Consider the following 23,928-nt stretch of genomic DNA (forward strand, 5'->3'; position numbering starts at 1 on the left):
TTTATAGATTTGCTAAATGCTCCGTATTGTAGTAATCTACAATCGTAAAGATGTTATTTTGATATTCTAATTTGTAAAGTGCTGTATTGGTATGCGGGAAATCATCCATTTTGCATACAGGCACTTCCGTTAAGTGGCACAGCATAATGCGCATTGCCCTGCCATGCATGCAAACCAATATTTGTTCTTCATTCGGTTGAGCAAGCATATGAGCTACTGCTTCTTTCTGTCTAGCGACTAAAGTATTGGGCGATTCACCATTATCAATAGCCAAATCGAGTTCATTATTTCGCCAAGAATTGACTACTTTTTCAAAACCAGATAAGATATCAGGTGTTTGTTCTTGCCCTTCATAAATGCCCCAAGAAATCTCATCCAGTCCTTCCAAAATTTCCATTGGAATTCCCTTTTCGGTAAAAGGGGCTACAGTTTGATGCGTGCGCAATAAGGTGGATGCATAAACCTTATCAAAAGGCACATCCTTATAGGCATCGTAAAATGCCTGTGCTTGTTTCATTCCATTATCATTCAATGGACTATTGACTCCTCTACCTTGAACAATTCCTTTAAGGTTCAGATCAGTCTGTCCATGACGGATAAAATAAAATGTTTTCTTCAATTTATTAGTCTTATGAATTAACCACAGGTAAAGCGTAGTATTGTTTTTTAGGATTTGCATCTTCAAAAACAACATCTTTAAAATCTGTTACCACATGGTATAGTGTGTCGCGTTCAATTGGGTGTCTTCCGACATTTTTAATCAATTCAACCAATTCTCGAGTAGTCATTGCTGGATTTTGTTCCTCCGCTCCTGCCATGCTATAGATTTTGGTTGTATCATCCAAAGTACCATCAATATCATCTACGCCAAAGCTTAAAGACATTTGAGCAGTATTACGTGATATCATAGCCCAATAAGCTTTGATATGTGGGAAGTTATCCATGTAAATACGTGCAATGGCATAATTCCTTAAATCTTCGACTACGGATACTTCAGGAACATTATGCATCTGGTTATCCTTATTCCTAAACTTCAGTGGGATAAAAGTCTGGAAACCTCCAGTTTTATCTTGCAATTGACGAAGTCTTTCCATGTGATCTACACGATGCCAGAATTCTTCAATATGCCCATATAGCATAGTTGCATTGGTATGCATCCCAAGCTTATGCGCTTGTTCATGAATGTCTAACCATTGCTCAGCATTACATTTATCATTGGCAATCTTCTCACGGACCTCAGGATGGAAGATCTCTGCTCCTCCTCCAGGCATAGAATCCAAACCACAGGATTGCAGATATTTCATACCATCGTAATGGCTTAATTTCGCTTTCTTAAAGATATAATAGTATTCTACTGGGGTTAGTCCTTTGATGTGTAGTTCAGGTCTATGTTCTTTACAACGCTTAAAGAATTCAGCATAGAACTCTAAGTTTTGCTTAGGAACAACACCACCTGTAATATGAACTTCCGTTACGGGTTCTCCATCGTATTTTTTCACGATATCCATCATACCATCAACATCCATCTCCCAACCTTCGTCTTTATTCTTAATCATTCTTGAATAAGAACAAAACTTACAGTCGTATACACAGACATTAGTAGGCTCTATGTGAAAATTTCTATTGAAATAAGTGATATCACCATGCTTCTTCTCGCGGATGTAATTCGCTAAAACACCTAAGTATCCTAATTCAGCATGTTCATATAGATATACCCCTTCATCAAAACTGATTCGTTCTTCCTGTTGAACCTTTAGGGCAATCGCTTTTAGCTCGTGTGATAAGTTCTTATCGTTGATTAAAAACGCTAGTTTTTGTGTTGATTCCATTTCTCACTCCTTACAATACAAATTTAGGAAAACATACGCTAAAAAGCTATTCTTTTAAGCTCTTAACCCTCAGCAAATTGCTGCATATCGATCAGACGCTTATAAAGACCATTTTTCGTGATTAGCTCCATATGAGACCCCACTTCTACTATCCTACCTGACTCTAAAACAACGATTTTATCCGCACTTTGTATAGTACTCAAGCGGTGCGCAATAACCACTGTCGTTCTATTTTGCATTAACTTATATAAGGAATCTTGAACAAGTCTTTCTGATTCGGTATCTAGCGCTGAAGTCGCTTCATCCAACAACATAATTGGTGGATTTTTTAATACGGCTCTTGCAATACAGATACGTTGTCTTTGTCCACCTGATAATTTAGAACCACGATCACCAATATTGGTTTGATAACCTTGTTCTGTATTCATAATAAAATCATGAGCATTAGCTATTTTGGCCGCTTGAATAACTTCCTCTTCACTTGCAGACTCATTCGCAAAGGCTATATTATTGAAGATGGTATCATTGAACAAAATTGACTCTTGATTTACCACGCCTATTAAAGCCCTCAGCGACTCCTGATTAAGATCCCGAACATCTACTCCATCAACACTCAATTGTCCGGCAGTGACGTCCATAAAGCGTGGAATTAAATCTACTAAAGTAGACTTCCCACCCCCAGATGGTCCAACTAAGGCAAGGGTTTGACCCTTTTCAATATCCAAATTAATATCTTTCAATACCTCATGGTCTTCATAAGCAAATTTCACCTGATCAAAACGGATTCGATCATTAAAAGTGGTAATGACTTTTGCGTTAGGCTTATCAGCAACCTTATTTTGCTCATCCACAAGTTGCAACACACGCTCTCCTGCTGCAATTCCATTATGGATATTGCTAAAAGCATCAGTTAAAGCTTTTGCAGGACGCATAATTTGGGAGAATATGGCGATATAAGTAATAAATTCAGATGCTGGCAAATCTCCTTCTCCAGACAAAACTAAATGCCCACCATATAAAAGAATGATGGCTACCATGATTACACCTAGTAATTCCGAAACCGGAGATCCCATTTGCTGACGTCGAACCATACGGCGATTTATCGTTGCATAGGAGTCATTTTCATTATTAAACTTCCTTTTTATGAAATCTGCTGCATTAAAAGACTTTATAATTTTGATTCCAGATAAAGCTTCCTCCAAATAGGTAATCATATTGGCATAAGTTCGCTGACCTTCTTGGGCTTGATGTTTTAGGGTTTTAACAATCTTAGAAATGAAAAATGCTGATACCGGAATAACTAATAAAGAAAACAAAGTCAACTTTACAGAAATCATAAATAACATCACCAAATAGGCAATTAATTGCAGTGGCTCCTTAAAAACAACCTGCAAGGTACCAGTTACAGAAAATTGAACAACCTGTACATCAGATGCAATTTTTGAAATAATATCACCTTTTCTTTGATTAGTGAAGTAACCCAAATGCAAGTTCATTACATTACTAAATACAGACTTTCTAAGATTTAACAGCGTATGTATCCGGAGATTCTCCATGATCCTTTGGGAAAGGTATCTAAACAAGTTACTGATGAACACCGAAGCAACAATGACAATACAGGTATATTTTAATGCTTCGTAAGGTCCAAAGCGCAATGCCATATCGGAAGAGAAATAATTGAAATAAGCCATTAAGTCAAATTCCTCAGGCCAAGGAACCCTTTCTACTACCGCATTTTGAGAATTAAAAAGGGTCTGCAATAAAGGGGCTAATAGTGCAAGATTTAAAGTGCTAAATACCACCATTATCAACGTACAGATAATGTACGGTATGGCATATTTCTCGATAGGTTTTGCAAACGTAAGTAGTCTAAAGTATGTTTTCATTCAAAAAACTAAGAGTACAAATGTAGGAAAATTTGTAATCATCCTACTTTTTAGCAACTCTTCGATTGAAAATGTTGCAATCTACTGTCATTCGGCAGCATTTAACATTAGATTGCAAAGCATTTAATAATCCTTAGTTTGTAGACCAAACAAACTAAATAACAAGACTGATTGTCCTATCAGATCAAAGACTAATATTCATAATATTTGAAGTTCTCACGTGTGACAACATCAATAGGCATAAACTGCATTTTATCAACCTTACGCTTTGCAATAAAATGCTCATATAAGGCCACAAAAGCACGATATCCCTGTTCAATAGGCTTTTGACAAATAAGAAAGTCAATATATCCTTCTATCAAAAACTCTAAATTGGGCGTACTGTATTCATACCCAATAACTAGAAGATCTTTTATATTTCTTTTTTTCAAATAATGCCCAACCAGGTGCACATGTGAACCCGTGACAAAAATTAATTTGGTTTTTTTATTCTGAAGTGCTTTAGTCATTCTTGTCTCAAAGGAATGCATGCTTGCTGAAGAAAAATCTATTTTCTTGATGGATTTTTCTCGATTATATTCTTTCATATAAGCTTCAAACCCTTCATACCTTAATTTCAATCGCTTCAAACTATCTTCATGTTTAGCAATATTGACAACTAAAATACCATCATCTTCCTCTAATAAATAATTACATAGATTTCCAACTACTCTACCTGATTGGAACAAATCAAAACCGATAAAACTCAATGGTTTAGCATCTAAGATATTCGTATCGATGAAAACGTATTGAATACGCTTTTCAATACAACGGATAGATAAATCCAAAGACTCCTTAATGAATATTGGGGCTACAATAATCCCATCAATAGGACCTTTAAATAACTCCTCAATTTGATCAACAAATGAATTCCTATCGTCTTTATCATACAAAAAATAGCTTAACTCAACGCCAAATTCACCAAACTCAGACAATGCTGATTCAATACCGGTTATTGGTGCTTGCCAATAACCAGATTCCTTCACGTCATTTGGTATAAGGATACCAAATTTATAAACACGTTTTGAAGCTAAGCGTTTCGCCAATATGTTTGGCTTGTACTTTATCTCATCAATGATGTCTAAAATCTTAGACTTTGTCTTTTCTGCAACACCTGGCCTACTATGCAACACTCGATCTACAGTCGCGATCGAAACATTCGCTCGACGGGCGATTTCTTTTACTCCGGATAATTCAGAAATTCTCATAACTGTCTTTTGTTTTGAAAGTATTTTAATTAATAGGCGAATTTAATAAAATACTTGTATTATAAAAGTCCTAATAATATTATTAATATTTGCTTTACAATTAATTTTTAAAAAATTCACTCTAATTATTTGTTTTCCTATATATTTTATCCTATATAATTATTTCGGTAAAATCACAAAAACCAAATATTGTAACGACAATTATTTAACGAGAATCAACAATTAATTTCAAAGAACCATAAATCTGAAGTACTTTTGACAAGCCATCTTCCTTTCATGTATAATTAACCCATCTATATTTTGATTATATCCTAAGACAGAATTTCTTCTCAATAACCAAAAACACTAAAATTTCCTAATATGAAATTAAACCAGGCTCATCCTCCTTGGGCCTATTAAACACTTCGGAATCCATATCTTGGGGTCACCCCCAGTCTATTTTGGTTAATTCTGATAGAAAAATGGCAGGAAAACATCGATTCCATTGCTATACTTAACAGATATTGGGGAATATCTTTAACATAATTAGATTAAACAGCAGAAGTTTTTATAAATTTAACGCCAAATAATAAAATAATGGAAATTGACGTAGCGAAACGCCTTCAACATACTGAGGAGTATTACTTTTCTAAGAAGTTGAGGGAAATTGATGAGATGAACAGAAATGGTGCACAGGTAATAAACTTGGGCATCGGCAGTCCTGATCTCCCGCCACATCCAGAGGTTATTAAAACACTTCAGGAGCAAGCGGCATTACCCAATACCCATGGTTATCAAAATTACAAGGGCATTCCAGTCCTTAGACAAGCCATGGCAGATTGGTATGATCGATATTATGGCGTCAATCTAAATCCAAATACTGAGATCCTTCCGCTTATAGGTTCAAAAGAAGGAATTGTACATATCTGTATGACTTACCTCCAAGAAGGTGATGAAGCTTTAGTTCCTAATCCGGGATATCCTGCATATGCTAGTGCGGTAAGAATTTCTGGTGCAACTATAAAAACTTATGATTTATCACCAGATTTAAATTGGTTACCCGATTTGGACGCTTTGGAAGCACAAGATTTATCCAAAGTAAAACTCATGTGGATTAACTACCCAAACATGCCTACAGGTGCTTTAGCAAATCAGCACTTCTTTGAACGCATTATAGCATTTGGTAAAAAACACCAAATTCTAATCTGTCATGATAATCCATATAGCTTTATCTTAAACGATTCGCCACAGAGTATTATGGCAGTACCTGGTGCTATGGATGTTGCTATAGAGCTAAATTCTTTAAGCAAATCATCAAACATGGCTGGTTGGCGTATTGGAATGTTGGTTGCCAATGAAAAACGAATAGCTGAGATTTTGCGATTCAAAAGTAATATGGATTCTGGAACCTTCTTCCCTATTCAAATGGCAGCTGCAAAAGCCTTAAATTTGGATAAATCCTGGTATACTCAGTTAAATGAAGAATATAAAAATCGAAGAGTTAAGGTCTTTGAATTAATGGATTTATTAAATTGCCAATATGATGTTAATCAGGTTGGATTATTCGTGTGGGCTAAAGTACCAAATACGTATGCAGACTGTTATGAGTTAGCTGATGATATACTTTATAAAGCACATGTATTCATCACGCCTGGAGGCATCTTTGGCACCGCTGGCGAAAGATATATCCGAATCAGCCTATGCGCACAAAGCACCGTATATGAAATGGCTATCAATCGTATCAAAAAAGCGATTCAGAAATAGCTTTTAAAGAACTGGATTTCCAGTATTATTGATTTTATTGCAAATAAGAAAATGAATATAGCAATTGTCGGAACAGGACTTATCGGTGGTTCGATAGGGATCCGACTTAAACAAACAAACTTTGCTGACAAGATCGTCGGTATTGAAAAAAGTGAAACCAATCAAAAGAAAGCCCTTCAATTAGGATTAGTTGATGAATTTCAAACTTTACCTGAAGCCTTACAGAACTGTAAGATTATTGTATTAACCGTACCTGTAGATGCCATTATGGAACTTTTACCTCAGTTACTGGATAAGGCTACTAATCAGGTTATCATCGATATGGGATCTACAAAAACCAATATTTTGAACCTCATTTCCGAACATCCAAATCGTGGTCGTTATGTTGCTGCTCACCCTATGGCTGGTACAGAATACTCTGGCCCTGAAGCAGCCATCCCTAATCTGTTTAAGGACAAGATGATGGTCTATGTAGAAGCTTTCAAGACTGATGAAGATGCATTCGAATTAGCAGATGCACTTACAGAACAATTGGAAATGAAAACTTCATTTATGACGGCTGATGAGCATGATATGCATACAGCCTATGTATCGCATATATCTCACCTCACCTCTTTTGCATTGGCTTTAACAGTGTTAGAGAAAGAAAAGTCTCAAGGGAGAATCTTTGAATTAGCAGGGTCTGGTTTCCAATCTACTGTCCGTTTGGCAAAATCCTCTCCTGACATGTGGACACCTATCTTTAAACAGAACCGCAGTAATGTTTTAGAAGTTCTCGAGGAGCATATCAAACAGTTACAGCATATATACGACAAAATCAATCAAGAAGATTATGATGCTGTCCATAAATGGATTAAAAAATCCAATAAGATCAAACGTATAATAAAATAAATCGCCATGTTGGAAAGACAAATATTAAGCAATGAGCTTGTAAAACTCATCCCTTTGGTAAAGGAGGATTTCGAGTGGTTATATGCTGCCGCATCAGACCCTGAAATCTGGGAACAACATCCTGACCGCATGCGTTATACGCCACTTGGCTTCACCAAATACTTCCAGAAGTTATTAGCGAATGATATCGCATATATTATAATTGATCATCGAACGGGAAAGGTAATTGGAACGACTTCCTTTTATGAGTTTAACAAGGATAAAAAGTCTGTTTCTATTGGCTATACATTCTTGACAAAACCTTACTGGGGAACTCAATACAATCAATCCATTAAAAAACTATTATTGGATTATGCCTATCAATTTGTTGATGAGGTTTACTTTCATGTTGCCAAGGAAAATATTCGATCTCAAAAGGCAATTGAGAAGTTAGGAGCTACACTTGTACGTGAGTATGCGGCTTCAGATGAAGATGAAATTAAACTCGAATACAGCCTTAAAAAGCCTTAATCGAAGTAATAACTGAAACTTAAAAAGGAGCAATAGGTTTTACCCATTGCTCCTTTCCATTAATACCATTAGCATCAAACTTAGAACGAACCGTTCATCATCCACCTCTTTATCTGTTAGCTTTAATACTGAAAATTTCCTTCCAAAAAAAGAAGGTTCTTTCCGAATTTCAAACATAGGTTCTTCTAAGTCATTTCGAAGAATATATGATGGGTTAAAAACATACCCTGAAAGCATACCGATAATAGGTAATTCACCGAATAATCCATCCCAAAATTTTGTCCAAGGATTTTTCTCCTTGATCGTATGATCATGTTGATCATTAGCATCCATGAGGTTAAAAGTAGAACGCCACAAGGATTTAATTGTCTTTCTGCGTGCCTTTCCTATCACCTTCCCTTGAGAATCTTTAATGGTAAAAGTTTGCTGAAAATCAATCAATTTATTAGATATCAATTCATAAAGCATTTCAGACTTCGAAGAATCCCGATAAACCATTATATGGTCTCTCCAGCTGAATATCTTTTCCCTAACGTAGTAAATAGATTGACCATTTGCATCTGTAGCTACAAAATCATTGGCAAAACTTGTTACTCGAAACTGAAAATGTAAGGGGTATTTTAGATCGTTCATAGCATTGAATAAGATCTAAAAATAGAAAATTTTAAGAATTTGTGTAATATGTTGGAGAAATAAACTTTGAATATGGAATTAATATTTCCAATTTAGTTTTTCAAATACTTTGGACCATAACCAAACTGGCCCAACTCCTACTAACTGAAGAAAACGGTTTGCTTGTCCTTGAACAGGTTTTGCTGTTAGCCATAACCCGACTAATCCTATTAAAGCAAGAATAGAACATACTAAAAGTACTGCAGGTCCACCATCTCGTTCTACATATTCTAACTGTACAATGAAAAAACTCATTATTCCTATACAAAACAAAACCGCATAAGATAAGGTAGGTGCTAATTTTAAGTAAGCATAGATAACGATAGCAATAAAGAAGGATCCCCAATTCAAAAATGTATGGGCATTCATTTTCACTAAGAATTCAAATTGCGGAAAAGGTATCATCCAAATCATACCCATAACACCAAAAAAAGCTAAAGTCAAGAACACGGCAATCAATGATTTATTGGAGCTTGCATACGTTTGGTCCAATTCGTAGAAATGTTTTTCAACTGGTCTTGAAAAGCTTAACTTTTTATTGCTTGGTTTATCCTTTTTGTTCATGTCGACAAAGGTACATATTATTGCCCTAAAATAACCTGATTAGGGTCATTGTAGGGCAATATAATCAGGACAATTTCTCTTTTTTCCTGTATGAAAAATAGAAGACAACTGGCAATACCGTAAAGGATAGAATCAAACAGATCAACAAACCACCAACGATCATAATGGCCAGTGGCTTTTGAATTTCCGCCCCCATACCACTTGACAAAGCAGCAGGCAACAATCCCATTGATCCCATTAATGCGATCATGACAATAGATCTAATTCTACTACGAACACCTTGATCTATGGCTTCCAATAAATTCTGTTTTCTGAGGTATTCCTTCATTACGGCAATGAGAATAATGCCGTTGATAGTATTAACTCCAAATAAGATAATCAAACCAATACCCGCTGAAATACCAAATACAGTTCCCGTAATCCATAAGGAAAGAAAACCACCAATAAAGGCAAACGGAATAGTAATAGCAGCAATGGCTGTATCTTTCATATTTCCAAAGTTACTATACAGTAGAATTAGAATAAGCACTAAAGAGATTGGAATGACCGTCATCAATTGCTTAGTTGCCCGTTCTTTGCTCTCGAATTCACCGGCCCATTCCATCTGATTCTCTTTAGGTAATTTTACTTCTTTTGCTACAACTTCCTTAGCCTCTGCAATGGTACTTCCTAAGTCTCTCCCGGCAATACTGAATCCAACCCCAATATATCGGCTATTTCCTTCTCTATAAATAAACGCAGGCCCCGTAACATAGCCAATGCTTGCAATTTCACGTAAAGGAATTCTCTCCCCATTACTAGTTGGAATAAGTATACTTCCAATTTTTTCGGCTGTATTTCTATATTCCTCACTAAAGCGCAGAACGACATCAAACTGTCTTTCCTTCTCATAGAATTTAGTTGCCGATTGACCTCCAATAGTCATTGCAATGACTGCCTGTACATCAGCTGTAAACACCCCATATTTTGCCATCTTAGAATCATGCAGTTGAATCCTTAATTCTGGCAATCCAATATTCTTATAAACATTGATATCTGTAATTCCTCGAACCTTGGCGATGCTTTCCGATACTTGATAAGCATAATCCTCTAATTGATATAAATCATCCCCAAATATCTTGATCACCAAAGAACTCTTTACTCCTGCAACATACTCCTCCACGTTATCTTGAATAGGCTGACTAAACCCAAAAGTGATCCCAGGGTATTGTCCTAATTGATTACGCAACTGCTGTATAATGTCTTCCTTACTAACTTTTCGGCTCCACTCTCCTTCGGGTTTTAGCTGCACATTAAACTCGATATTAAAGAAACCAGTCGGATCAGTTCCATCATTTGGTCTACCAGTCTGCGTTAAGATAAAATCAATCTCCTGGCAACTATCCAGCATCATGTTTTTCATCTCTTTTGTCAATTTTGTGGACTCCTCTAGGTTGACACTATTGGGTAAAGTAGCCCGAATATATATAGCCCCTTCATTTAATTGAGGCAAAAATTCTGAACCATAATTCATGAACTTGATGACACAAATGCTCAATAAGCCTAAAAATATCCCCAATGTCCAATACTTGAACCGCAAGGCATTGCTGTATAAACCATAAATGCTGCGATTAAAAAATCGTGTAACTATATTCTCCTTTTCCTCCATGCCTTTGTTGAACATTAATTTACACATGGCAGGAACATAAGTTAAGCTTAGAATCAAGGAACCCAATAAGGCATAACCCAGCGTAAATGCTAAAGGAGAAAACATTTTACCCTCCACCTTTTGAAAAGAAAAGATGGGTAATAAAGCAACGATTAAAATAAGTAGTGCAAAGAATATATAAGAAGCCACACTACCGGCACTCTTTTTAATAATCCCCATCTTACTCATCTTGGCAAACCTTTCAGGCCCCACTTTATGCGACATGGTAGCCATAGCCACAAAAACAGTCTCCACAATTACTAAAGTGCCTTCCAGCAACAAACCAAAATCCAAAGAACCCATTGAAATTAAATTCGCCGGCAATCCCTGAATCTTCAACATAATAATGGCAAACAGAAAAGATAGTGGAATGACAGAGGCAACAATAAAAGTAGATTTCCAATTATATAGGAAGATAAATACGATTAAAGAAACCAGTAATACACCTTCAATGATGTTTTTGGAAACAGTTTTTACCGTATTATCCACCAAGGTTGTCCGGTCAATAATCGTTTCAATCTGAACATTCCCAGGCAATATCCGCTCATTTAGTTCCTTAATTTTAGATTTAAGATTCCCAATAACTTCTGATGGATTTTGACCTCTTAACATCACCACAATTCCTTCTACTAAATCATCCTGTTCATTGAAACCTACTTGTCCTAAACGCGGTTTGTTGGATACAACTACCTCTGCGACGTTCTTCACCAAAATGGGTGTTGAACCCACTAATTTGACTGTAATATTGCCTATATCATCTATTTTATCCAATAAACCAACACCGCGAACCACATAAGCTTGGTCACCTTGTTGAATAACATCTCCACCAACATTGATATTGGATTTAGAAACAGCTTCATACACTTCTAATGCTGTCAATCCAAAGTTTTTAAGTTCGGTAGGATTGATCCTTACTTCATAAATCTTTTCCTCTCCACCAAAACTGATGACATTAGCAACTCCAGGAACACTTAATAGTTCCCGCTCAATTACCCAATCCTGCATAGCTGACACTTCCTTGATTGGAAGATCACTCTTAATTACATATCGGTAAATTTCACCTGTAGCTCCGGATGGTGGTTCAATCTCAATTTCTGCACCTGCGGGCAAATCAACTCCACCCATCTTATTCGAAACATATTGCTGTGCATAGAAATCATCTACAGCATCTTCAAATTGAACTGTAACTACCGATAGCCCAAATAAACTGATTGAGCGAACATTACTCTTCCTTGGGATACTGTTCATCACCTTTGAAATAGGTAAGGTGATTTGCTTTTCCACCTCTTCAGCACTCCTTCCAGGCCATTGTGTAATAATCCTTGCCCTTGTATTCGTTACATCTGGAAAAGCCTCAATTGCCGTGTGTTTTAACGCGTATATGCCTATAAACAATAAAGCTAAAGTGGCAAAGAGTACAAATGTGGTATTCTTTAAAGAGAAGGTGACGATCTGTTGTACAAATTTCTTCATTACTACCTCCCTCTCAACTCTTCAAAGATCAACAAAGCATTACTGGCAACAACCTTCGTTCCTTGTGGAAACTTTTCAGCTACATAACTATAATCTTCATTACTATAGCGAATATCGACTTGTTTCATCTCCAAATCACAATCATCCCGATAGAGAACCACATAGTTTGCATTATTGCTGAATAAAATTGCCTTGTTAGGAATGGCAAAGGCACGCTGTCCTCCCTGTTGATCCTTTTCTAATAACACATCGACACTAAGACCGGGCATCAACTTCAAATTTGGATTATCAAGTACTACCCTCGCTTTCATCACATGCTCATTGGCATCAAATACCGGGTACAATTTGTCAATCTTTCCCGTATACACTTGGTCAGGAAAAGCTAAGCTTTTAACCTTGACCGCTGCCCCAACTTTAGCAAAACGAAGATTACTCGCAAACACATTCACCATCACCCAAACTTCTTTCAGGTTGGAAATAGAGAATAAATCATCCGATTCTGAACCAATTACTTGACCTGGACTTATCGCCTTATGAACGATATAACCGTTCTTTGGTGCTAGAATTTGAAACTCGCCTTGGCTAGTCGCGCGGTATAACCCTAAAGTTTCCTTAATACGGTCCAGTTCAATTTTCGCAGCATCTAATTGATGCTCTAATTCAAGAACCTCAGTTTGTGCCGCCATTCCATCGTTCAATAAATCTTGTTTGGTGTACAGTTGCTTTTGAAGCAAAACCAATTGGTTCTCTTGAAATTTCCTTTGCTGGTGTAGGGATTGAATCTCTACCGATTTGATATTTGCTAATACTTGCCCTTTTTTAACATAATCCCCCAATTCAAACTTAACTGTCTCGACAACTCCAGATAGCAAACTCTTAAAGACCACCAAATCATTTTCATTATATTCTATCTTCCCTGGTAAACTCATCTGTTCTACCATTGCTTGCTCTTGTATGGTTTGCAATTCCGTTGATTTTTTCAATTCCGCATTCAAACAAAACTTCTCAACAGCCTCATTACTCCCTTTATCCGAACTCTCTTTCCCTTGGCAACCAAATAAAGCCACGAAAAGAAATCCATATGTCCATTTAATTTTCATATCCCTGTGTTCCTGATCCTAAAAGGAACTGCAATTCCTCATAGCGTTGTAAATAATTCTCTTGTATTCCAAATTTTGCTTGTTGTGCATTTTGGTATGCCTGGGCAAAATCTAAGTACTCCAATAAAGTGATTTGATGTTCCGTCAATTGTTTCCGGAATTTTGATAAAAGGTCCTGCCCGCTTTCCGTTTCCTGGTCATCCCATGAAAGAATTAATTTCTCTAATCGTGTCAGTTCCTGATAAACATGAACTATTTGGACTTCTAACTCTTGTTCTAGATATAGTTTCTGCGCAGTTTCTTGGTCTACTTGATTTTTTGTAGCCTTTATGTTTCCTTTATTCCGGTTGAATAAGGGTAAATCAACCTTGACACCTATACCTACAAAATTTTGCATGATATTTCCTCCTCGTTCAAAAGCTACGGAAGTCGTTAGATCAGGTTTTGCATTGGCTTTTTCCAATTGAAATTCCTGTTCTGATTTAATCAATGTCTTTTCCTGCAATTTGATTTGAAAGTTTTGATCCTTTGCTAAGCTTATTAAATGATCGTAAGATTTAGGTATGGATTTCAATTGAAACTTAGGAAACTGCATATCCGCTATGGATAAATTAGCCATACGTGTCAGTACCTTTAATTGGCTTAAGGCTTCTTGTTCCTTACTTCTAAGGGTAAAAACTTCCTTTTCTATACTGAGGAGTTCACTTTGAATGCGGTAGTAGGCAGCTGATGAAACATGTAATTTAGCTGCCTGCTTAGCATATAAATCCCGTAATTGCGTAAAGGATTCCATGCTTTCTTCCAACAGCCTTAATTCTTGTTTGCTAAGGGCTAATTGATAGTAGGCTATTCGTAATTCATACTTTAAAGACCAAAGCAATTCTTCGAATGATATGGCTTGTGCATCTAATTCTGTTTGTCGAATTGCCACGCGCTTTTTTCTTTTCCCAGCCGTTTCAATTAATTGTTCGAGCTCCAATCCAAACTGTTGTTTCTTTCCAAACTTCCCAAACAGCAAGGGCTGCTCTTCTACAGTAGAGTTAGACCATAAATTCACATTATCCAAACTTAAACTTGGATTCGGCCACACTCGTTCTTGTGCCAATTTAGCTTCTGCTTGCCCGATCTCATATCGAGCCGCCAGAATACGGAGGTTATTCTTTAAAAATGTGGCTTCCAAAGCCTCCAAATCATAGTTTTGTGACCAGACTTGAAGACTAAAGCAGCCAAACGCAAGAAGTAAGAGAATTTTCTTCACCTTATTATTTTTTCTACAAACCTAAGGCATGCAGATTAAGGTGGTTTTGGTATTACATTAGAAATGAATTAGAATCGCAAGATGATCCTTGTCCCACTGGAATCTGATTCAATTTCAAGATTGATCCCATGATATTTGAAGATAATATTAGCCATCGACAAGCCTATTCCTTTTCCGGAAAACGCTTTTGTATTCGATGCACGATAAAAATTCTGACGTACCTGTTCCAAATCGGCTGTTGGAATTCCAATTCCTTGATCTTTAATCTCTAACAGCAACCTATTTTCTTCCTCCCATAAACGGATATTTATCAGGTTATTATTGGAATATTTAATCGCATTTTCAATCAGATTATTCAAAGCCAAAGCGAGTAGTCGATCATTACCCTCCCAAGTCAATAAATCAGGGTTTTGGACCTCAATTTTCACATCAATCTTAGAATGATGGTACAATACAGCTTGTTCAATGACTTGCCAAACAATTTCATCCATCCGCAATTTTTGGAATTCAAAGCTCGTCTTTGCACCCGATAACAACATCATTTGCTCCAAATTATCCTGCAAATCATTGGTGTATTGTTGCAACTGCAATATGACTTGCTCATACTCCGCAGCCGATCGCGCTCGTTGTTTTGTTACCTCTAGAGTCCCCATTAGCGCTGTAATCGGAGTTCTTAGCTCATGAGATACATAATCTATAAAGTTCTTCTGAACAGCAAAGGTCTGCGCTATTCGATCCACAAAATGATTATAGGTATTGACAAGATCCTGAATTTCAGAATAGGATTTCGTTAGTTGTATTGGGACATCAAAGTTTTGGCTGTCACGTTCTTTTATCTGATCGATGACTTTTATTATAGGCTGATACGCGATATAACCCAAAAATCGAGAAAAGAAATAGATCACCAATAAACCTGCTAAGAATGCGAGGATCAAAATATGTGATAAGGTTTGCAGTTGCTCATTAAATTCAAACTTAGACTCACGAGCCAAAACCACAAAATCCCCTTGATTATCCTGATAATATAAACCATTATAAAAGAAGGCATCCGTATTAAAATGCGCCTTCCCATTTTTCTGCACTTGCCCAAAAAAACCCTTTGGTAATTCTAAATCAAGTGCCATATCACCATCCACTTGCTTTGTCAGACTATCAAATACTGCAATATTCTTCCTAGAAATGGTTTTTTGCAATTGATTTTGAATCTGCGCATGCTCCAAACTGCTTAATTCATCCTGTTCAAGATAATAAATAGCCGCAAGCAAGGTTTTATTTTCCAAAGCATGCTCTTCCATATGCTCCCTTTGAACATAGTATGCAAAATAGATGATGACCGAAATCAACATGGTCAACACCGAAAATATAGCTATGGAGTATAAAGAAAGTCTATGCTTTAGTTTCATTTGTCATATTTAAACATATAACCAATCCCTTTCACAGTAAAGATAAACTTCTCATTCCTTTCCTCTATTTTATTGCGTAGGTAGGAAATATAAACATCAACCACATTACTATGATTATCGAAGGTTATTCCCCAAACAGCATTCAGTATTTGCATACGGGACACTGTCCGGTTCTTGTTATCCACCAAATACAACAGGAGCTTGAGTTCTTTGGGAGAAAGCTCAACTATTTCCCCTGCAATACTGACCATGTATTGATCCTTATCGATCAATAGGTCGCCAAATCTTATTTGGGAGTTTTCTGGCTTACTTTTTACCTGTAGTTGCCTTCTTCTTAGAAGTGCTTGTAACCTAGAGAGTAACTCATCAAAATGAAAAGGTTTGGTCAGGTAATCATCAGCGCCAGAATTTAAAGCAGTCACCTTATCTTGAACAGCATTTAGTGCACTTAACATCAATACCGGAGTATAATTCCCCTTATACCTTAGGGTCTGGACGAACTGGATACCATCCATTCCAGGCAACATAATATCGACAATGATCAAATCAATGGGCAAATCCAAATAGTTCCCCTCATACACCGCCTCCGCACTTTTACACAAAGACACGACGTAGGATGCCTCTTCTAATCCTTTGATTAAAAAAGAACTTATACGCAAATCATCCTCAATTAACAAAACGTGCATGTAAATACGATTTGCACAAAATTAAACATATTAATATGGTATACAGAAAACTATGAGATTTCTAATCTATCTCTAATGTTTGCTAGTACAGAATGGTTCAATAAAAACACAAGAACAGTGGATTGGAACATTTTATAAAATGGGTATTAAAATATAGTCACTTTCGATTTTAAAGGTAATTTTATTCCGCGATTACCTCTCTCCAATTCCATCAAATGATTTAGAATTGAATGAAAATTTAATACATAATCCTAAATGAAATTAATCCAATGATATAAAATCAGGCTAAAATAAAAAGTCCCATCAGTAAAATGATGGGACTTTTCTATTTATTAAGGTATTATTTCTATTCTATTTTGCGTAAGAAACAGAACGTGTTTCTCGAATCACCGTAACTTTAATTTGACCTGGATAAGTCATTTCTGTTTGAATACGGTTTGAAAGATCCGCTGCTAATATTTCTGCTTGTGCATCAGAAACCTTTTCACTTTCTACAACAACACGTAATTCACGTCCTGCTTGGATAGCAAATGTTTTTTCTACTCCTGGGTAGGATAGAGCTAAATCTTCTAACTCTTTTAGACGTTTAATATAGCTTTCTACCACCTCACGACGTGCACCTGGTCTAGCACCTGATATTGCATCACATGCTTGTACGATAGGTGAAATCATAGAAGTCATCTCAATTTCATCGTGGTGAGCACCAATAGCATTACAAACATCTGGGTGTTCCTTGTATTTTTCTGCTAACTGCATACCTAAGATAGCGTGAGGAAGTTCCGGGTTATCATCGGGCACTTTACCGATATCATGTAACAACCCTGCACGTTTAGCATGCTTCACGTTCAAGCCTAACTCTGCCGCCATCGTAGCTGCAAAATTTGCTACCTCTCTGGAGTGTTGTAATAGGTTTTGACCATAAGACGATCTATAACGCATTCTACCAACCATACGGATTAACTCCGGATGTAGTCCATGAATTCCTAAGTCAATAACCGTACGTTCACCAATTTCTACGATTTCATCTTCGATCTGCGTACGAGTCTTTGCAACAACCTCCTCAATACGAGCCGGGTGAATACGACCATCGGTTACCAAACGGTGTAAGGATAAGCGCGCAATTTCACGACGTACTGGATCAAATCCAGAAAGGATAATTGCCTCAGGCGTATCATCAACAATGATCTCTACACCAGTTGCAGCCTCTAAAGCACGGATATTACGTCCCTCGCGTCCAATAATACGACCTTTAATTTCATCATTCTCGATGTTAAAGATGGATACGGTATTTTCAATTGCTGATTCAGTAGCTGTACGTTGAATGGTTTGAATAACCACTTTTTTAGCTTCTTTAGAAGCGGTTAATTTTGCTTCGTCTACTATATCTTTAATTTGCATGATCGCTTGCGATCTTGCTTCTTCACGTAAGGAAGTTACCAATTGCTCTTTTGCCTCATCAGCCGAAAGACCAGCTATGGTTTCCAATTGTTTGATATGCTGACCTTTTAATACTTCAACCTCATCGCGTTTCTTCTCGTTCACCTCCAACAATTGCTCAAGCTTCTTATTCTTGTTATCTAATTCCTGTTTTTCACGGTTTAGATTTTCCAATTTCTGGTTCATGGATTGCTCCTTCTGACGAATAGAATTCTCCTTTTGAGCAACGGTATTATTGCGTTGACTTACTTCTTTTTCATGTTCCGCTTTCAACTGAAGGAATTTCTCCTTGGCTTCCAATTGACGCTGTTTCTTTACGTGTTCTGCTTGTTGTTCAGCATCCTTAATGATCTGAGCAGCTTTTTCTGTCGCTGATTGTTCTTGTTTCTTGAACAACATCTGCAGCAGATATCGTCCAATAAAAACACCGACAACCAGTGCAATTATTATTGATATAGTAGTTGATAACTCCATTTTTATTGATTTAATATGTTAATGTAATAGCAATTATTTTCCAAAAAAAAACCGCAATTAAATTAATCAGGTACCATGTATTATTAAACTTCGATTACACATGATTTGAGCGTATGATCATGACCCAGATGGCTTTCGCAAAATGGCCTACATCTTTTAATTGCTCGTGATATTGAAGCGTTAAGTTTAAAATAGTGACAACCCGAATTTAATTGCGGCAAATTCGTCGTTAGTAGCTCTAAAATATAAGAACGCAAACGTTATTTCTTAAAGAAGTCTGTCAGTAAATTATCCAATTCGTGAATGCTTTGTTCCAAACCTACATCCAGGTTCTGGGCGTTTTTCTCCGCCTTAATCATCCCTGTAGCGTATTGTAATACACACATAGACAATAAATCCTGCTTATCACGAACCGCATAATTATCCTGCAGTTCCTTTATTTTTTCGTTTATTAACTTCGCTGCATGTCGAATTACCTCTTCCTCTTCCGTGTCAACACGTAATGGATATACTCGATCAGCGATATTTATTTTTATGGAAATTTCTCCCATTTTTCTTGAGCTTAATAACGTAATAAATCTTTACCTAAAACCTCTTTCCCTACTTCAAAAGACTTATACATTTGTCTATTTCTCGCACAAAATCGTTAATTTTTTGTTTTGTGTCAAGTATTTTTTCATTTATAGCGGTTTTATCTACCTCGGAGTTGTCTAAAGATTTCGCAACAGCTAAGGCTTTCACCTTCTCTTCCAATTGCTTAACCTTTTCTGAACTCGTCTCAAAGGCCACTTGTAAGGATTGAACTTCTAGTTTTAACAAGTCGTTCTCCTCTTGTAAGGCTTCACTCAATTGAATCATGTTTTTCGTTTTCTCAACGATAATATTCATTTGGGAAGTTAAAGACGCCATATTTTTTCGCAATTTTATGTTTTCGTTTAGCGCACGGATGCACCTACTTCTTTCTCAAAGTTAGCAATTAATTTTTGAATTATGCCATCAATCTGTTTGTCCGTTAACGTTTTTTCCTCATCCTGAAGAACAAAACTTAAGGCATAAGATTTCTTGCCTTCCGCAAGTTTATCACCTTTATAGACATCAAAGATCTGAACATCCTTCAATAACTTCCGCTCAGTACGGTTCGCAATTAAACGTAATTGCTCAAAACTAACCTGATCATCCAATAACAAGGCTAAATCGCGGCGTACAGATGGGAATTTAGATACTTCCTTATACGTAATCTTATTCTTTTTGATCACTTTAATCAATAAATCCCAATCAAACTGTGCAAAGAATATCGGTCCACTAACATCAGCTGTTTTCAAGTTTGCTTTAGATACCGCACCGAAAGAAACTAATACCTTCTCTCCTTTTTTATAACTCAATCCGTAATCAAAGTAGTTTCCTTCATAATCTTCTACACGAATACCTTCAACTTTCAAACGCTTAACGATGGCATCTACAGCAGCTTTGATATCATAAAAACTTACAGTTTTACTATCACTATTCCATTGTGCAGCCTCTTTCTTACCAGCAATCGTAAGTGCAAATAATTGCTTCTCTACATATTGCCCGTCTAATAACTGATAAGAACGACCATATTCAAAAACTTTAAGATCGGCATGTTTGCGATTCTGGTTGTAGCCAATTGCAGTTAATGCCGAAAACAACAGATTCTGACGCATCACATCCAAATCAGAACTCAAAGGATTTAATAGCTTAACAGCAGTTTCAGCGTTCTCTAAGTAATCATCCTTGGTAAGCGAATTGCTTAAAATCTCCCGGTAACCATTGGCGATTAACAAATCAGCAATCTGATTTAAAACCAGCTCTTTGTCAGGTTTTTCAGATGTGTTAAGTGAAGCTTTAATCTGTGTCTTTAACTCAATATTGTTATAGCCATAAATACGTAAAACCTCTTCTACAACATCGATCTCACGAGATACATCTACCTTATATGGCGGAACTAAAAGATCCATTCCTTCGGATGATTCGTTTTTAGTTTCAATGCCTAAACTTTGAATGATTTCCTTGATCGTATCCGCTGGAATATCTTTTCCGATAACACGTTGAATGTTTCGGTAGCTCACCGGAAAAGCAAATGCTTCAATCGGATTAGGGTAAATATCAACCACTTCTGATGAAACCTCTCCTCCAGCTACCTCTGCTATCAATAAAGCTGCCTTTTTCAAAGCAGTTACTGTAATATCAGGGTTTGTACCGCGTTCAAAACGGAAGGATGAATCAGTCTTCAAGCCATGACGTTTCGATGTCTTACGCACGGATACAGGATGAAAATAAGCGGACTCTAAAAAGATGGAAGTAGTTGATTCCGTTACTCCAGAGTACTCTCCACCAAAAACTCCAGCAATACACATTGGTTTTTCAGCATCTGCAATCACCAAATCTTCAGCTGATAATTTACGTTCAACCCCATCAAGCGTTTTAAACAACTCGCCTTCTTGAGCCTTACGCACAACAACTTTATTTCCAGCAATCTTATCGGCATCAAATGCATGTAAAGGCTGACCTAAATCATGCAGGATATAATTCGTTACATCGACAATATTATTGATGGAACGAACCCCAATAGCGGCCAATTTCGAACGAAGCCATTCTGGAGATTCCCCAACTTTAATGTTTTTAATGTTTACACCAGAATAACGTGGTGCATCTTCACTTGCTAATACTTCTACTGTTGATCCTTTGGCCTCGCTCACTTTAAACGAATCGGTATCAATCGGTTTCAAATTAGCTCGGAAGTAAGCTGCTAAATCGCGCGCTACACCTAAATGAGATGCGGCATCAGCACGGTTGGGGGTTAAACCAATCTCATAGCAATAATCATCTTCCATATTGAAATATGATTTTACCAAAGAACCAACCTCTGCTTCTTCAGACAACTCGACTAAACCAGCATGAGATGTTCCCAAGCCGATTTCATCCTCGCCACAAAGCATACCTTCAGAAACCTCACCACGGATTTTTGATTTCGTAATTTTAAAAGGCTCACCAGTCGTAGGATGACAGGTTGTGCCTACTTGTGCAACAATTACTTTTAACCCTTGACGGACATTTGGAGCTCCACAAACAATATTTAATAATTCTGGGCCTCCAACATTCACTGTTGTAATTCTTAATTTATCAGCATTTGGATGTTGTTCACAGGTAATCACCTCACCCACTACCAAGCCAGCCAAACCGCCAGGAATACTTTGCTCAACCTCTAAAGATTCGACTTCAAGGCCAATATCTGTTAGAATTAAAGAAAGCTCTTCCGGAGTTTTTGTTATATCAATGAAATTTTTTAACCAATTATATGAAATTCTCATTCTTTTATTTTTTCGAAAAACAAAGATAGGACTTTATGCGCGAAATGCACAGCCTAAAAGCGCATATACTTCACTGGATTTTCAATATTTTCGCATTCTTAAGAAAGGATTTTCAAAAAACACAAAATCAACACACCTATCTCTTAGAAGTATCTATTCAAGAGGACAATATACAGAAGAAGAAATAACATAAAATCAATGCTATTTCTGGTTAAATCAGATCGTAAAATGACTAGAAAAACCTATCGAGTTACTTTTTCTAGTCCGCAAAGTCTTTCTAAATGTTGGTATTCCAATCCAAAATACTGTTTCAAAGAATCCAATTTCTTCAAAACCCGATCCTGAGCATCTGGTTTGATTGTTTTCTTTTGCGCAACAATCATCACATTTTTCGGTGTATGTTGATCGGAGATGAATTGCATGACTTTGGTGTCATAGCCGTAATAATTCAGAATCAATGCACGAATACTATCGGTCAACATTTCTGCATGACGCTCTAGGAAAATACCGTATTGGGTCATAAAATCAAGATCATTAGACAATTTTGACTTTTCAAGCTCTCTGCGCACTTGTTTATGACAACATGGAGCTACCACAATTAAAGCTGCTTCGTCCTGTATCCCTTTAAAAATAGCATCATCTGTCGCCGTATCACAGGCATGAAGCGCGATCAATACATCCATCTTCTCTTCTGCCTGATAATCGACTATGCTACCTTCCACAAAATGTAGGTCATCAAAACTAGCTTCTTGGGCAACTTGATTACAGAATTCCACTAAATCCTTACGGTATTCTACACCGGTAACTTGTACATCTCGATTTAGGGTATAGCGTAGATAATCATACAAAGCAAAAGTCAAGTAACCTTTACCAGATCCCATATCCACAACTTGCACCTTTCTTTCGGCTGGCAATTCCTTCAAAGAGGTGCTTAATAGCTCAATATAATGGTTGATTTGTTTCCATTTATCCTGCGCATTTTTGTACACTTTACCTGATGCATCCGTTAAATTAAGCGACTGTAAATACTTCTTAGATAAATCATTTAATTTACGTTCTTTATGATGATCATGTTGCAAGCTCACTTGATTCTGGATTAGACCTTGTTCCTTACGCTCATGCCAATCTCCCTTTTTATTGCGTTGTAAAAACAAGATCTCTTTACCACGATTTAAATTTAGCGAACGAAATCCTTTGAACTCTGTCAACCTAAGAAATTCAGCTAAATAATCAGATAAAGCAAAGTTCTTCGTAATATCTTTGGTCTTATACCGATAAACAAAAGACAACATCAATTCACGCTTAATCTCGACCAATTTCACATATACATTTTCTAATTCAGGAATAGAACCCCTGTAATTTGAAAAAGTCAATTTCTGCAAATCCCTTTGCTGTATACCTTCCTCGATCGCTATAATAAAATCATCAAATGCTGCCATGTTCTTTTATTGAGTTACAAAGATACTAAAACTAGTACAAGCATGGTGAAACCCAGCAGGTATTTCCTTTACATCCATCAAATGTTTTATGCTGCCTTTCCTGCACACATTTATAAAAAATAAACATTACTCCAACTTAAAAATCAGGTCAAATTGAACATCATTCATCACAAAAGACTCTATAAGTAGTACAAATTCTGTTGTCCTTTGTCTGTTGTCTTATTGTCCGTTCCTGAAAATGGTTTACAAAATCCGAACAATTAAAACGTAAATTTAACGACATGAGTAAACCGACAAAAA

Annotated in this window: 19 protein-coding genes; 3 read left to right on the forward strand and 16 right to left on the reverse strand. The window is 36.7% G+C overall.

What is annotated here, in order from left to right:
- Position 1: 1 nt before the first annotated feature.
- The 4 genes from ABD676_RS18070 to ABD676_RS18085 form a co-directional block, all read right to left on the reverse strand.
- On the reverse strand, positions 2-679 hold the full coding sequence (locus tag ABD676_RS18070; RefSeq protein WP_344676081.1) for a histidine phosphatase family protein: 678 nt from the start codon (positions 677-679) through the stop codon (positions 2-4).
- Positions 630-1,829, reverse strand: a complete 1,200-nt coding sequence (mqnE, locus tag ABD676_RS18075; protein ID WP_344676082.1) for an aminofutalosine synthase MqnE — start codon at positions 1,827-1,829, stop codon at positions 630-632. Before mqnE ends, ABD676_RS18070 begins: the two co-directional genes overlap by 50 nt.
- Positions 1,830-1,891: 62 nt before the next feature.
- Entirely contained in the window at positions 1,892-3,715 is a 1,824-nt protein-coding gene (locus tag ABD676_RS18080; RefSeq protein WP_344676083.1) for an ABC transporter ATP-binding protein, read from the reverse strand.
- A gap of 191 nt (positions 3,716-3,906) precedes the next feature.
- Positions 3,907-4,962, reverse strand: a complete 1,056-nt coding sequence (locus tag ABD676_RS18085; RefSeq protein WP_344676084.1) for a LacI family DNA-binding transcriptional regulator — start codon at positions 4,960-4,962, stop codon at positions 3,907-3,909.
- Between the two features lie 576 nt (positions 4,963-5,538).
- On the opposite strand from ABD676_RS18085, the gene ABD676_RS18090 reads away from it, so the two are divergent.
- The 3 genes from ABD676_RS18090 to ABD676_RS18100 are packed head-to-tail and all read left to right on the forward strand — an operon-like array spanning position 5,539 to position 8,106.
- Positions 5,539-6,705, forward strand: a complete 1,167-nt coding sequence (locus ABD676_RS18090; protein ID WP_344676085.1) for a pyridoxal phosphate-dependent aminotransferase — start codon at positions 5,539-5,541, stop codon at positions 6,703-6,705.
- Positions 6,706-6,756: 51 nt separating this feature from the next.
- Positions 6,757-7,596 carry a prephenate dehydrogenase gene (locus ABD676_RS18095; RefSeq protein ID WP_344676086.1) on the forward strand — a complete coding sequence of 280 codons (840 nt, stop codon included), beginning with the start codon at positions 6,757-6,759 and terminating at the stop codon, positions 7,594-7,596.
- A 6-nt stretch (positions 7,597-7,602) separates the two neighbouring features.
- Positions 7,603-8,106: a GNAT family N-acetyltransferase gene (locus ABD676_RS18100; protein ID WP_344676087.1), complete on the forward strand. Its 504-nt coding sequence runs from the start codon at positions 7,603-7,605 to the stop codon at positions 8,104-8,106.
- A gap of 39 nt (positions 8,107-8,145) precedes the next feature.
- Here the strand turns inward: ABD676_RS18100 and ABD676_RS18105 are convergent, their stop codons facing one another.
- From ABD676_RS18105 to ABD676_RS18160, 12 genes are all read right to left on the reverse strand, one after another.
- Positions 8,146-8,739, reverse strand: a complete 594-nt coding sequence (locus ABD676_RS18105; protein ID WP_344676088.1) for an LURP-one-related family protein — start codon at positions 8,737-8,739, stop codon at positions 8,146-8,148.
- A 78-nt stretch (positions 8,740-8,817) separates the two neighbouring features.
- The gene (locus tag ABD676_RS18110; RefSeq protein ID WP_344676089.1) at positions 8,818-9,342 is read right to left on the reverse strand and encodes a hypothetical protein; all 525 of its coding nucleotides are present in this window, start codon (positions 9,340-9,342) and stop codon (positions 8,818-8,820) included.
- A 64-nt stretch (positions 9,343-9,406) separates the two neighbouring features.
- The gene (locus ABD676_RS18115) at positions 9,407-12,502 is read right to left on the reverse strand and encodes an efflux RND transporter permease subunit (protein WP_344676090.1); all 3,096 of its coding nucleotides are present in this window, start codon (positions 12,500-12,502) and stop codon (positions 9,407-9,409) included.
- Between the two features lie 2 nt (positions 12,503-12,504).
- Positions 12,505-13,602, reverse strand: coding sequence for an efflux RND transporter periplasmic adaptor subunit (locus tag ABD676_RS18120; RefSeq protein ID WP_344676091.1), 1,098 nt, complete (start codon positions 13,600-13,602; stop codon positions 12,505-12,507).
- A complete protein-coding gene (locus ABD676_RS18125; RefSeq protein ID WP_344676092.1) occupies positions 13,592-14,860 on the reverse strand; it encodes a TolC family protein in 1,269 nt (422 codons plus the stop codon). Before ABD676_RS18125 ends, ABD676_RS18120 begins: the two co-directional genes overlap by 11 nt.
- 68 nt (positions 14,861-14,928) lie before the next feature.
- Positions 14,929-16,263 carry a sensor histidine kinase gene (locus ABD676_RS18130; protein ID WP_344676093.1) on the reverse strand — a complete coding sequence of 445 codons (1,335 nt, stop codon included), beginning with the start codon at positions 16,261-16,263 and terminating at the stop codon, positions 14,929-14,931.
- Positions 16,260-16,949, reverse strand: coding sequence for a response regulator transcription factor (locus ABD676_RS18135; RefSeq protein ID WP_344676094.1), 690 nt, complete (start codon positions 16,947-16,949; stop codon positions 16,260-16,262). The genes ABD676_RS18130 and ABD676_RS18135 overlap by 4 nt, the downstream gene beginning before the upstream one ends.
- A gap of 351 nt (positions 16,950-17,300) precedes the next feature.
- Positions 17,301-18,860: a ribonuclease Y gene (gene rny, locus ABD676_RS18140; protein ID WP_344676095.1), complete on the reverse strand. Its 1,560-nt coding sequence runs from the start codon at positions 18,858-18,860 to the stop codon at positions 17,301-17,303.
- Positions 18,861-19,120: 260 nt separating this feature from the next.
- Positions 19,121-19,411: a cell division protein ZapA gene (locus ABD676_RS18145; protein WP_344676096.1), complete on the reverse strand. Its 291-nt coding sequence runs from the start codon at positions 19,409-19,411 to the stop codon at positions 19,121-19,123.
- Positions 19,412-19,460: 49 nt separating this feature from the next.
- Entirely contained in the window at positions 19,461-19,769 is a 309-nt protein-coding gene (locus ABD676_RS18150; RefSeq protein ID WP_344676097.1) for a hypothetical protein, read from the reverse strand.
- 26 nt (positions 19,770-19,795) lie between these two features.
- Positions 19,796-22,189 (reverse strand): phenylalanine--tRNA ligase subunit beta, encoded by a 2,394-nt coding sequence (gene pheT, locus ABD676_RS18155; RefSeq protein WP_344676098.1) that lies wholly within the window; start codon positions 22,187-22,189, stop codon positions 19,796-19,798.
- A 242-nt stretch (positions 22,190-22,431) separates the two neighbouring features.
- Complete coding sequence (locus ABD676_RS18160; protein WP_344676099.1) at positions 22,432-23,628, reverse strand: class I SAM-dependent methyltransferase; 1,197 nt, start codon at positions 23,626-23,628, stop codon at positions 22,432-22,434.
- Positions 23,629-23,928: the final 300 nt, after the last annotated feature.

This window comes from Sphingobacterium kyonggiense (assembly GCF_039536825.1).
Classification (GTDB): Bacteria; Bacteroidota; Bacteroidia; order Sphingobacteriales; family Sphingobacteriaceae; genus Sphingobacterium; species Sphingobacterium kyonggiense.

What these genes read in the sequence shown, in the direction of transcription:
- ABD676_RS18070 (WP_344676081.1), bottom strand. Translation starts at nt 679, where the DNA reads ATGCAAATCCTAAAAAACAATACTACGCTTTACCTGTGGTTAATTCAT.
- mqnE (WP_344676082.1), bottom strand. Translation starts at nt 1,829, where the DNA reads ATGGAATCAACACAAAAACTAGCGTTTTTAATCAACGATAAGAACTTA.
- ABD676_RS18080 (WP_344676083.1), bottom strand. Translation starts at nt 3,715, where the DNA reads ATGAAAACATACTTTAGACTACTTACGTTTGCAAAACCTATCGAGAAA.
- ABD676_RS18085 (WP_344676084.1), bottom strand. Translation starts at nt 4,962, where the DNA reads ATGAGAATTTCTGAATTATCCGGAGTAAAAGAAATCGCCCGTCGAGCG.
- ABD676_RS18090 (WP_344676085.1), top strand. Translation starts at nt 5,539, where the DNA reads ATGGAAATTGACGTAGCGAAACGCCTTCAACATACTGAGGAGTATTAC.
- ABD676_RS18095 (WP_344676086.1), top strand. Translation starts at nt 6,757, where the DNA reads ATGAATATAGCAATTGTCGGAACAGGACTTATCGGTGGTTCGATAGGG.
- ABD676_RS18100 (WP_344676087.1), top strand. Translation starts at nt 7,603, where the DNA reads ATGTTGGAAAGACAAATATTAAGCAATGAGCTTGTAAAACTCATCCCT.
- ABD676_RS18105 (WP_344676088.1), bottom strand. Translation starts at nt 8,739, where the DNA reads ATGAACGATCTAAAATACCCCTTACATTTTCAGTTTCGAGTAACAAGT.
- ABD676_RS18110 (WP_344676089.1), bottom strand. Translation starts at nt 9,342, where the DNA reads ATGAACAAAAAGGATAAACCAAGCAATAAAAAGTTAAGCTTTTCAAGA.
- ABD676_RS18115 (WP_344676090.1), bottom strand. Translation starts at nt 12,502, where the DNA reads ATGAAGAAATTTGTACAACAGATCGTCACCTTCTCTTTAAAGAATACC.
- ABD676_RS18120 (WP_344676091.1), bottom strand. Translation starts at nt 13,602, where the DNA reads ATGAAAATTAAATGGACATATGGATTTCTTTTCGTGGCTTTATTTGGT.
- ABD676_RS18130 (WP_344676093.1), bottom strand. Translation starts at nt 16,263, where the DNA reads ATGAAACTAAAGCATAGACTTTCTTTATACTCCATAGCTATATTTTCG.
- ABD676_RS18135 (WP_344676094.1), bottom strand. Translation starts at nt 16,949, where the DNA reads ATGCACGTTTTGTTAATTGAGGATGATTTGCGTATAAGTTCTTTTTTA.
- rny (WP_344676095.1), bottom strand. Translation starts at nt 18,860, where the DNA reads ATGGAGTTATCAACTACTATATCAATAATAATTGCACTGGTTGTCGGT.
- ABD676_RS18145 (WP_344676096.1), bottom strand. Translation starts at nt 19,411, where the DNA reads ATGGGAGAAATTTCCATAAAAATAAATATCGCTGATCGAGTATATCCA.
- ABD676_RS18150 (WP_344676097.1), bottom strand. Translation starts at nt 19,769, where the DNA reads ATGGCGTCTTTAACTTCCCAAATGAATATTATCGTTGAGAAAACGAAA.
- pheT (WP_344676098.1), bottom strand. Translation starts at nt 22,189, where the DNA reads ATGAGAATTTCATATAATTGGTTAAAAAATTTCATTGATATAACAAAA.
- ABD676_RS18160 (WP_344676099.1), bottom strand. Translation starts at nt 23,628, where the DNA reads ATGGCAGCATTTGATGATTTTATTATAGCGATCGAGGAAGGTATACAG.